The sequence below is a fragment of the Arthrobacter sp. FW305-BF8 genome, from assembly GCF_021789315.1.
Lineage (GTDB): Bacteria > Actinomycetota > Actinomycetes > Actinomycetales > Micrococcaceae > Arthrobacter.
The window spans coordinates 2373780-2385054 of sequence record NZ_CP084561.1 but is presented as its reverse complement, the minus strand read 5'-3'; the positions used below and the strand labels follow the sequence as shown (position 1 = coordinate 2385054).

The window sequence follows — 11275 nt, the reverse complement described above, 5'->3', positions numbered from 1 at the left end:
TCTTCCTGTCAGCGGATTCGATTCGACACCGACATCCAAACGGGAAGAGGCCCCCGCCGTCTTACGACACGGCGGGACAAGCGAACAATGCGGGCAAACCAAGCGGCCATGGCTGGGCAGAACTCATGGCCACAGGCGGGCAGTCCCGGTGGCCATCAGCGGGCAATTCCGTGGCCATCTACGGGCAGTTTTTCATGGCCGCTAACATTCGTGCCCCTTCCTAAGGTTGCGCCGGGTGATCGAGTTGCTGTTCTGTCCCCGTCATTTGCCGCGCCGGGGTTCGCGCCGGCTATTCACGAGCGGGCTATGCAGCGGCTCTTCTCCGTGACGGGGCTCGTGCCCGTGGAGTATGCGACGACCCGCACGCTGGGAGCGTCGGCTCAAGAACGCGCCGCCGACGTAAACGCCGCCTTCGCTGACCCCAGCATCCGGGCCATCTTCACAACCGTCGGCGGCGACGACCAGATCACCGTCGTCGCGCACCTCAATGCTGAACTTGCCCTTTCGGACCCGAAGCCGTTCTTCGGCTATAGCGACAACACCAATATCCTCAACTGGCTGTGGTCTTTGGGTATCCCAGGCTATTACGGCGGGTCAACCCAAGTGCACATCGGACCGGGCCCCCACATCGATGAGGTTCATCTAACCTCACTGCGCGCCGCCCTCTTCGAAGATGCCCATGTGAACATCTTCGATCCAGGTGCGTCAGAAGATTTTGGACCGGACTGGCGTTCGCCCAGTGCTCTGACGGACTTCGGCTCGCGTGAGCGCACTGAGCCGTGGCTGTGGGCGGGACCAAGGCGTATCGCAGAAGGCGGCACTTGGGGCGGGTGCTTCGAGGTCATAGACCAGCTTGCGCTTGCGAACCGACTGCCGCCGCTCGAGTGCCTCCAGGGCAAAATCCTCCTTCTCGAAGCAAGCGAGGAGATTCCACCCGCAGTGCAGATCAGGAGGTGGGTACGTGCTCTCGGTGAGAGAGGCGTCCTGGCCGCCGTTAACGGAATCCTGGTCGCGCGACCTCCAGCGAGCAACCATGGGGTTGTGCCGCCTCCCCACGACCGCGCACAGCTCCGGACGAGTCATTATGAGGCAGTAATCAGCGAGGTTGCGCGCTACAACGATGATGCCGTCGTCTGTCTCGGCGTCCCGTTCGGGCACACTCGTCCTCAGTGGATCCTGCCCTATGGCGGGAGTATTCGGCTAGACGGTTTTACGCAGGTGGTTACCGCCGACTACACCCGAGGTGCGCCGTCTAGCTGAACAATCGGTTGAAGTTGTTTAAGGCTCGCAGGGTGCTTCCACTCAGCAGTGGGCAGCGTCCCAGGTGGGCGGAAGGGTCCGTCCCGCGGCTAACTGCCTCACGTCTCTCATCAGGCTATTTTGCCGAACTGGAACCTCGGTGTGAGCGGGGCGGTGTCTTACCAAACCAAACAGCGGGAGCCGTAAACGGTTAGCGCGGGGCGTATCTCAGCAGCTTCAGGACGGTGCTGGCCTGGACGGAGGAGAACCGGTTTCCCGTGTCGGGATCGAGCCATGGTTCCGGGTCTGCCAGGTGCCCGGCTGGCTCCAGGACCGGCAGGGGCAGCGCGGGCGCCCCACCGTTTGCGGTGAGTATCAGGTCCGGCCTGGTGGCGGGATCGTGGTAGACCCGGCGTTTGCGTTCCCGGGTGATTTCATAGGGGCTGTGGCAGGTGTAGCCGGCCCAGTGGACGGGGTCAGGCCATGCAGGAGGGCGCGGCCATCCGTCGGGGCCCGGGCGGGCGTTTTGGTTTGTGTCCGTGTGCGGGTTTGGCCGGGTCAGGGGCGTTTGAGCTGCCGGCCTCGGATCCGCAGGCGGCGGGGCGGACTTGACGTATTCCACCCACTGTCCGTTGACCTCAACGTAGAGCAGGTTCTGCTCGCCGCCGAGGAAATAGACTGTGACGCCGGCGCGTACGTTCGCGGCCGGGTCTGTCTGCACTGCGGGCGGCGTGCTGCTGCCGGTCGTTATTTCATGCATCTGGCTGACCGTGGGCGGTGCCGGTTCCTGCTGGGCGGTGGCCGTACTGCGGAACGGGCGGGTTCCGGCGATGGAGGACGGCGCTTTCATGGGCCTGTCCTTTCCATCACCGCCACACGGCCCTGCCGTGCCGGCACCTCAGCCCCGGCGGTTGTGCCCGGGCCGAGGTAGCGCTCGATGCTGACCGGGCAGTGGCCAGGCCCGCCGCCCTGTCCCTGGCGGCGGTAGGTGATGACCTGGCCGGTTCTGCCGCACCCGCAGGTGCCGGTCTGGACGTCGCCGATGTCGTCGGTGAGGAGGAAACCGGGGTAGCTGGTGCTGAGGGCGTCCAGTATGGCGATGGTGCCGGTCTGTCCCGGGGCGAGCTCCTTGCCGCTCTGGCCAGGGTCCCGGATGGAGATGTAGCACCACGGCGGAACGTGCTTGCGGTGCAGGTGGCACTCGACAGCGAGCATGTTCGACTCGATCATCCCGTACATGTCCCGCACGTTCACCGCCCGCACGCCAAGCAGGTCGTGGCACCGCTCCCGCAAGTCTTCGTCAGGGATAGCCTCGGCCGTGTGCCGTTTCCAGCCGCCGAGGGTGATGATCATGCTGTACGGGTCCAGGCGCACCTTGATGTTCTCCTGCTCAAGGAACCGCAGGAGCCGGCCGATGAGGAACGGCGGACTGATGATGTGGCGTGTCATGTGTCCGGCCCACCGGCGCAGGTGCTCCAGGGCCTCCCCGGCGTCGAACGCCCGGTCGGCAACGAGATAGGCGTGATGGTCGAAAACGCTGTTCAGGACGTTCAAGTCCTTGAGCAGTCCCATCTCCGAGGCTTCGGGGTCCGAGGGGTTCAGGAAAAGTCCCGCGCCCCCGGAGAGACTGAAGAACTCCCGGTAGGTCCCGATCAGGGCGACCAGCGCCCGGGTCGATGTCTCGCTGTTGCGGGGGGCGACGGACGGCACACCGCGGGTTCCGCTGGAGCGGGTTTCGGTCTCGACGTCGGCCAGGGAGCAGGTCAGCAGCACCCTGGCGTCGGGACGCTTGAACATGCCGACCGGCAACAACGGCAGGGATTTCAGGTCCTTGATGTCGTTGATCGTGCCGGGATCGACTCCCAACGCCTCACACTGGGCGCGGTAGAAGCCGTTACCGGCCTGGTGGTAGATCGCGGCCTCCCGCAGGACGTCGGTCACCGACCGTGACCAGTCCTCAGGAGACTGGACGTATGCCTTGGACACATTCCCCAGCATCTGCGGTAGGGAGAGCATTCTGTCACTCCTCGGTTTGCTCGGTCGTCGCCCAGATGGGCACGAATTGTTGGGACTGGATTGGCAGCACGCGCGCGCTGGCAGCATCATCATCGGAGGTCCGGCCGTTGCCGGAATGAGACTGCCCCTCATTGGGTCGTCTCTTCCGCGACAGGTCGACGGCGGCCGCGTTACCGTCAGGAACGCGGAACACCCAGGCAACCCACAGGGGCGATGTTCCCAAGGCTCTCAGCTCCCGGGCCGGAACCTGCGGCGTGCCGCCGATGGGCAGTGAATAATGCACCGGCCCGTCGGCCACGGGCAGGAGATGGCGGTACCGCCACATCGTGAATGGTTCAAGCCCCATGTCCGGAACCAAGCAAAGGCCATAGTCGTACTGCAGCCACTCGCACCGGACGTACGGGCTGAATCTGTCACTCTGCCCATGCGCCGGATACGTCTCCTCCCGCGCGTCCGAGCGTTCCACGCTAGCCGTGCCTACGCAGCTCGGAGAAGAAGTCGTTGAGGACGTGGAGTTGGCCTGTGTGGGCGAGTTCGTCGTAGACGTATTTGCCTACGGCGAGGTCGAGGACGCCGAGGCCGAAGGGTGAGAATACGGTGGGGCGGTCCTGCGGGAGGGGGATTTTGCCTTCCATGACGTCGGCCAGGGTGCCGTCGACGAAGTTCCTGTTGCCGACCATCTGTTCCGCGAGGTGGGCTGATGTTCCGGCTTTGAGGCAGTGCTCGATGTCGTCGAGGATGTTGGTTGAGGCGAGCAGGATCTCGGGGGCCAGGTCGCGCAGGGACACGTGCAGGACCAGCGGGTTGTGCGCGAACCAGGTCGTGTCGTGCACGTGCGGTTCGCCCGCGACGGTGGCGAACACGATGAGGTCGCTGTTTCTGATCAGCTGTTCGGGGTCCTCGTGTACGCTCACGCGGGCTCCGGTGCCGCTGCGCTCGAGGTAGCCTTTGAAGCCCTCGGCACTCTCGCCTGAGAGGTCGAAGACGCCTATTTCGTCGAAGGACCAGTTGGTGGCTTTGAGGTAGGTGTGGATGTAGCGGGCTATGAGGCCGACGCCGAAGAACCCGATCCTTCGTGGGCGCCCGCGGTCCCGGCTGAGCCAGTCGGCTGCCGCGGCGGCCGATGCGGCGGTTCTGGAGGCGCTGATGATGGAGCCTTCCATGCAGGCGAAGGGGTAGCCGGTTTCCTGGTCGTTGAGGATCAGCACCGCTGAGGCGCGCGGGATTCCCGAGGAGACGTTCTCCGGGAAGCTGGAGACCCATTTGATGCCGTCGACCTCGATCTGTCCGCCGATCGAGGCGGGCAGGGCGATGATGCGTGAGGTGGGCCGGTCCGGGAAGCGCAGGAAATAGGAGGGCGGGTTCACCGAGTCTCCGGCTGCGTGGACCCGGTAGGTTTGCTCGACCAGTTCGACGACCTGTTTTTCCCGGCCCTGGAGGACCTGCTGCACCTGGGCCCCTGAAACGACCGCGAAGGGTGGAACTGTCTTCGGTTCTGCGGCCGCTGCGGCTGGGGAAGTGGCGAATTCTGTCATCGTGCACCGTCCTGGGTGTGGTTTTCGAGATCGAAGATGTTGCGTGGTTCGGCCATGCCGACGAGGATCTCCCGGGGTCCTTCGTAGGCCTCGCGGCTGTGGGCCATGCGGATGTTGTCGACCAGCATGAGGTCCCCGGTTTCCCAGGGGCTGCGGAGGGTGTGGGCTTCGTAGACCTCGTTCAGGAGGGCGATGATGTCCTCGCCGATCGGTTCGCCGTTGCCGAAGCGGGTGTTGAAGGGCAGCCCGTCGGGACCGTAGACGTCCACCAGGTACTCCCGTACCTCGGGCGCGATTGTCCATTCGCTCAGGAACGCGACCTGGTTGAACCAGCAGCGCTGGCCGGTCACCGGGTGCCGGAGGACGGCGGGGCGCCGTTGCCGGGTGCGCAGCTCCCCGTCGGGCTGCCACTGGAACTCGATCTGGTGCGCCCGGCAGTACTCCTCGACCCCGGCACGGTCGGAGACCCCGAACGCCTCCTCGTAGGAGGCACCGATGTCCTCGTTGTAGCTGCGGGCCAGCAGCCACCCCTGGCTTTCGAACCGGGCGACGATCTCCGGCGGTATGGCATCGAGCACGGCGCGGGCGTCCGCGACACCGGTCACTCCCCCGGTGCCGGGTGCCTGCAGGCAGGCGAAGAGCATCAGGGAGGGGAACTCGAGTGCGTAGCTGAGCTCGTGGTGCATGCACATGGGCTGGTTCGCGGGCCAGGTCAGGGATGAGTACACGCCGTCCAGGTAGGGCTGCCTGGCGGCGAACGCCTCCCGGTCCGGCATGAGCCCGCCGGGAACCAGCTGCCCGAAGGTATCGGCCACTTCGGCCGGGTCGCGCAGGCCCAGGCCGCGGACCAGGACGGCGCCGTGCTCATCGACCGCCGCACGCAGCGCCTCACGGTTCTCTTCGGCCCACCGCACCGGGTCGTGGCCGTTCCCGACGGTGAGCAGCGGCGCCCGGCCGGCCTGGCGTTCGACGTCGAACTGGATCCTGGGTGAAGGAGTGGACATCAGAGGTCCTTTCGTTTCATGGGTGACGGGTGGGAATGGCCGCCGGGGCCAGGGAGTCGGGCCCGGCAGCGCCGGCCGGGGAGGCGGCGCCGGCCGGGGAGGCGGCTTCGAGCAGGGCTGCCAGGTCCGCCAGGACCGGGGTCTGCATGATGTCCTTGATCGAGACCGCGCGTTTGAGCAGGACGGCGAGCTTCACCGCTGACAGTGACGTCCCGCCCAGGGCAAAGAACGAGTCCTGTCCGCCGATCCGGGCCACCGGCAGGCCGAGCACGCCCGCCCACGCCTGGGCGAGCCGTTCCTCGGCCGCGGAGAGCGCTTCCCGGGCGGTTCCGGCCTCGGGAAGGACCTCGCCCGCGGTGCGGGTCAGGGCCTTCCGGTCAATCTTTCCGTTGCCGGTCAGGGGCAGGCTCTCCTGCCACCTGTACGCCGAGGGAACCATGTAGCCCGGTACCCGCGCGGCCATCTCGCCACGGATGTCCTCAACCTCGAGCGGCCGACTGCCGGTGTAGAACGCCACGAGGAACCTGGACTGCCCTGCGCCTTCACCGACGACAGTGCCCTCACCGACGACAGTGCCCTCGCCCACGACGACGGCGCCGTCGCGGACTCCGGGAACCCGCAGCAGCGCGTTCTCGATGTCGCCGATCTCGATCCGGAACCCGGAGATTTTGACCTGGTTGTCCCGCCGGCCCAGGTACTCCAGCTTGCCCTCCGGGGACCAGCGGCCGAAGTCACCGGCCCGGTAAAGCCGCGCACCGTCCACATAGGGATCGGTGGAGTAAGCCTGCGCGGTGCGCTCCGGGTCGTTAATGTAGCCGCGGCCCACGCACACCCCGGAGAACGCGATCTCACCCGGCGCTCCGAGGGGCACCAGCCGCTGGGACTCATCGAGGATGTGGATCCGGACGTTCGGGACCGGCGGGCCCAGCGGCACCGAACCGCCCGCCGGCGCCGCACTCATCACTTCGTGGTTCGTGTCATCCGAGGTTTCGGTCAGCCCGTAGGCGTTGACCAGCTTCACGTCCGGCATCACCTCGAACCAGCGGCGGACCAGCTCACGCTTCAACGCCTCCCCTGTCGCCGAGACGCAACGCAGCGCCGGTAAGGCGCGGGGCTTGCCGCCCAGGTACGCCACCACGGCGTCCAGATACGACGGGACGACCTGGAAGACCGCCACCGCGCCCCGGTCCACCGTGTCGATGAACCGCTCCACGTCAAGGATGCGGTCCTGCCCGACAATCAGGGTCCGGCCCCCGACGACCAGCGCCGAGACCAGCTGCCACAGCGAGATATCGAAACATTGCGGGGCGGTCTGGGCCACGACGTCCCCAGGACCAATCCCCAAATCCTCGATCTTCGCATACAGGTGGTTCACCATGCCCTCGTGCTCACACATCGCACCCTTCGGCTCGCCCGTGGACCCCGAGGTGAAATAGACATAAGCGAGCTGGTCCGGGCGCACCACCAGGCCGGGATCGTTAGCGGGGTGCCCCTCGGCCTCGATGTCCTCGAACAGAAGCCTCGCCACCGCAGGCATTGCCTCCAGTGCCTCATCCAGGGTGGTGGTGCTGCCGGCTTCGGTGAGCACCACCCGGGCCCCGGCCCGCGTGAGCGTTCTGGCGGTCCGGTCGGCCGGGAAGTGCGGCTCGATCGGCAGATACGCGCCCCCGGCCTTGAAGATCCCGATCACAGCGGCCATCCACTCCAGATCCCGTTCGGCGACGACCGCCACGATGTCCTCCGCGCCCAGCCCACGCCCGAGCAGGGCACGGGCGACCCGGTTGGCGCGGGCGTTCAGCTCCGAGTACGTCCACTCCCGCCCGTCCTGAACCGCCGCAACACGCCCCGGATGCTCCCGGACCCGCTCCTCGAACAACTCATGGAAACGTCGCCGCGGCCGCGGCCGCACCGGCCCGGCAAGCCGCTCAAGCTGAAAGCACCGCTCCTCCGGCCCGACGAGATCAACCTCGAAGGGGTCCGACCCCGGGTCCGTTACCAGGCCACGGAGCGCGGCGAGGTGATAACCGGCGATCCGGAAGGCGGCGTCCTCGTCGAGAACATCCCCCCGGTACTTCAGGCGAAGCGCCTCGCCGGTGGCCGTGTTCCCGACCGACAAACCGAGCACGATGCCCTCCGGCAGCTCGGAATCCTCGTCATGGCCGGTGCTGAATACCACCTCGTAGCCCGGGGCGGCCGAGGCGTGACTGGCCTGCCCGGGGCCGGACTGCTCCGCCCGGGCCCGCATGTGGCGGCCGTTCGCATCGGAGACGAGGGCCCGCCAGGACCGGTGGGTCAGATCCAGGCTGCACTGCCACGTCCCGGACGCGTCCTTGCAGCCGGTCGTGACCTCTGTTTCGCCGGACAGGGCCTGGAGCACCCTGGCATGAGCTGCCAGCCAGATCGATGCAGGAGCCGCGTCCAACATGCGGGACACGGTCCGCACCGCCTGGCGCAGGTCCTCAGGCACTGCCACGTCGATCCGCCCCTGACCCGGCCGGGGATCCCGCGTCCACCTCGGAATCACCGTCGGTGCGGCACCCGGGGGCGCGGTCCGGTCTTCTCCCCGGCCCGAGGAGGGGCCGGCGGTGCGGCAGGTCGCCGCAGTGGTGGTGGCGGTCATGATCCGAGCCTTTCCAGCGCGAGGGGGTTCGTGGCGGCGGCCGGGGCCTCTTCGGCCGGGTTGCCACCCCACAGAGATCCGCTGGCGAGGGTCGTCCCCTTCATCACGAAGGAGTCGGTGGTGACGACGGAACCGTCTTCGACGGTCACGCCGTAGTGGACAAGGCAGCCGACGCCGAGCGTGACGCCGTCCCCAAGGACGGTGCGATCGGTCTTGAACATTCCGTCCTCCTGGGAATGGCACTGCACCGCGGAGCCGGCGTTCAGCGTGCAGCGGGAACCGATCGTCACCAGGCCCCGATCGGGGAACGCGCAGCCGTCGTCGAAGACCCGGGACCCGATCCGCACCCCGAGCAGACGCCAGACCAGCGGCTTGAACGGCGTCCCGTCCAGGAGGGCCATGTACCGGCTCTGCATCTGCAGCTTCCAGTACCGCTCGTGCCACCAAAAGTACGGGTAGTAGATGGAGCAGAGCTGGGGCTGAAGCCGCCCGGACCGCGTCACGATGTGCTCGATGCCGCTGGGGACCAGCAAACCAATCAGGAGCATCACAACAAACGACGCGCTAAAGGCAAGGAACCCGAACTGGTCGGACATCTCCAGGGCGGCGAACATGATGATCATGGCCAGCGCGAGGTTGAGCCAGCGCACCAGCATCACCAGGGCCATCGTGCGGAGGTTGTGCCTGTTCTTGGCCGCCAGGTCCCGGCGGAACTGCGCACGGTGCGTATGTTCCTCGGGGAGGGTGTCCCGGAGGACCGAGCGGGGGATCTCGAACGCCGGCGACCCGAGCAGGCCCACGTCATGGCGCACCGGCCCGTCGATGGGGACCGCCACCATGGTCGCGAGCAGGCAGTTGTCCCCGGTCCTTGCCCCGGCCGGGTAGAAAACGCCGTTGCCCAGGAAGTTGTTCGCGCCGATCGCCGCCCGGCTGACCTTGAACGAGGTCGGCGAGTAGTCGGCGTTCATAAACGACACCGCGTCCGCGATCATCGTGCCGGTGCCGATCGAGGAAAGGAAAGGGTTGTCGTGCTTGAACACCGTGCCCATGTTCGAGCCGGTCTGCTGGACCTGCCCCAGGTCGTACCCGATGGCCCGCAGGTAGTTCACCACGTACGAGCTGTCCCCGAACAACCCTCCAAGCATGGCATTGTTGCTCAGCCTCGTCACCGCCCGCGCCGCGCCGTCCCGCAGCCCGAACAGCGGATACACCGTGTCGGGCTTCAAAGCGAGGTTCAGCAGCCGCGGCACGGTCGTTACCAGGACCAGCGCCGCGGCCGTTCCACCGAGGACGGTTAGTCCGGCGAGGCCAACAGCGTGGGCGTAGAAGGACCAGTCAGTGAACGCCAACGGGTGCGGCTCCAACAAAGCCGCCACCCGCGGAACCGCCAGGACGACGAGGGCGATGGCGATGGTCAGCATGACCCGGCCCAGCCCCACCGCACTCAAGAACTGGGTGAACGCGAACCACCCCCGGCGCCAGGGCCGGTAGGGCGTGGCCTCAACCGTACGGAAGTCCGCCTCCGTGGCCCTGCCCGGCGTACCGTGCCAGCGCTCCTCCACCGGTACCGCCTGGCCCGCGTACAAACTTGACCGGTGGCCCAACTGCGAGCCGTCTCCCATAGCCGTGTTAATGTCCAGGATGCCGCCCTCGCCGACGATCACGTCGCGGCCCAGGGTCACCGCACCAAACTCGATGACGCCGCCGTGGGCCCGGTAGCCGCTGGCGATCACGTCCTTGCGGATCACCGTCCCCTCCCCGATCGTGAGCAGGTCGGTGCAGACCGGCAGGCGCTTGGTCATGATCGTCACGTTCCGGCCCACCTTGGCACCCATGGCCCGCAAGTAAAAGGTCGTCAGCGGGGAACCGGCCATCAGTGACAGGGGTGAGGTCCGCATCAGGGTCTTCACCAGCCAGAACCGGAAGTACGCCAGGCTCCAGATACGGATCTCCCCGGGCCGGAAGCGCCCGATCAAAATCCACTTCGCAGCCACCGGCAGGACACTCAGCAGCACGAACGTCGCCCCGGCGTACGCGACCGACCGCAGATAAATCTCCAACAGGCTCATCCCATGGCCCAACCAATCATGGTTACCCGGCCCCGCTTTCGGGAATACCCACTGGTACCCCACCACCGCGAGCACGCCAGCAAGGACACAGTATCCAAGGTAGACAAGCACCTGCAGGGCCCCGCAGGTGACGTACTCCCACGTCCGGGCGTCCATCGGCGCCGGAGTCTCCGGCACCGAAGCCGCGACCGGCGAGGGCTCCGCCAACCGGTCCTCTACCTGCACCCGTGCCGTCGCCTCTTCCGCCGGTGCCAGGGCCGCGGCCAGCGCCGAGACCGTCGGGTACCGGTAAATGTCCTTGATCGACACCACAGGCAGGTCCGGCTGCTTGCGCACCCGGGCACAGAACTTCGCCATCACCAGCGAGTCGGCGCCCAGGTCCTGGAAGAAATTGGCGTCCACCGGCACCTGCTCCACGCCGAGCACGCCGGACAGCACCTCCGCCAGCCGGTCCTGCACCTGCACCTGCGCCGTCGCCTCTTCCGCCGGCGCCAGGGCCGCTGCCAGCGCCGAGATCGTCGGGTACCGGTAGATGTCCTTGATCGACACCACCGGCAGGTCCGGCTGCTTACGCACCCGGGCGCAGAACTGCGCCATGACCAACGAGTCCGCACCCAACTCGTAGAAGAAGTTGGCGTCCACGCGGACATCGTCCTTCTTCACCACAGATGCGAGCAGAGCCGCAAGCCGGCGCTCCAAAACAACGTCCGCACCCGTGGCCGGCGTGGCTGGAGAGCCGTCCCCGGCCGGAGCCACGGTTGTCACAGAAATAGGGGGATTAATGGAAGGCGT

At 66.9% G+C, this 11275-nt stretch carries 8 protein-coding genes; 1 reads left to right on the top strand and 7 read right to left on the bottom strand.

What is annotated here, in order from left to right:
• The first annotated feature begins 165 nt into the window (after positions 1-165).
• Complete coding sequence (locus tag LFT45_RS10630) at positions 166-1260, top strand: S66 family peptidase (RefSeq protein ID WP_442863621.1); 1095 nt, start codon at positions 166-168, stop codon at positions 1258-1260.
• A gap of 190 nt (positions 1261-1450) precedes the next feature.
• On the opposite strand, the gene LFT45_RS10625 is transcribed toward LFT45_RS10630, so the two are convergent.
• The 7 genes from LFT45_RS10625 to LFT45_RS10595 are packed head-to-tail and all read right to left on the bottom strand — an operon-like array spanning position 1451 to position 11248.
• Positions 1451-2089, bottom strand: a complete 639-nt coding sequence (locus tag LFT45_RS10625) for a hypothetical protein (protein ID WP_236808525.1) — start codon at positions 2087-2089, stop codon at positions 1451-1453.
• Positions 2086-3255 carry a LuxE/PaaK family acyltransferase gene (locus LFT45_RS10620; protein WP_236808523.1) on the bottom strand — a complete coding sequence of 390 codons (1170 nt, stop codon included), beginning with the start codon at positions 3253-3255 and terminating at the stop codon, positions 2086-2088. Before LFT45_RS10620 ends, LFT45_RS10625 begins: the two co-directional genes overlap by 4 nt.
• A 4-nt stretch (positions 3256-3259) precedes the next feature.
• Positions 3260-3721, bottom strand: coding sequence for a hypothetical protein (locus LFT45_RS10615; RefSeq protein WP_236808521.1), 462 nt, complete (start codon positions 3719-3721; stop codon positions 3260-3262).
• A gap of 1 nt (position 3722) precedes the next feature.
• Positions 3723-4790, bottom strand: coding sequence for a 2,3-diaminopropionate biosynthesis protein SbnB (sbnB, locus tag LFT45_RS10610; protein ID WP_236808519.1), 1068 nt, complete (start codon positions 4788-4790; stop codon positions 3723-3725).
• Entirely contained in the window at positions 4787-5794 is a 1008-nt protein-coding gene (locus tag LFT45_RS10605; protein WP_236808512.1) for a TauD/TfdA family dioxygenase, read from the bottom strand. The genes sbnB and LFT45_RS10605 overlap by 4 nt, the downstream gene beginning before the upstream one ends.
• Positions 5795-5810: 16 nt before the next feature.
• On the bottom strand, positions 5811-8414 hold the full coding sequence (locus LFT45_RS10600; protein WP_236808510.1) for a non-ribosomal peptide synthetase: 2604 nt from the start codon (positions 8412-8414) through the stop codon (positions 5811-5813).
• Positions 8411-11248: a Pls/PosA family non-ribosomal peptide synthetase gene (locus tag LFT45_RS10595; RefSeq protein ID WP_272912826.1), complete on the bottom strand. Its 2838-nt coding sequence runs from the start codon at positions 11246-11248 to the stop codon at positions 8411-8413. Before LFT45_RS10595 ends, LFT45_RS10600 begins: the two co-directional genes overlap by 4 nt.
• Between the last annotated feature and the right edge of the window lie 27 nt (positions 11249-11275).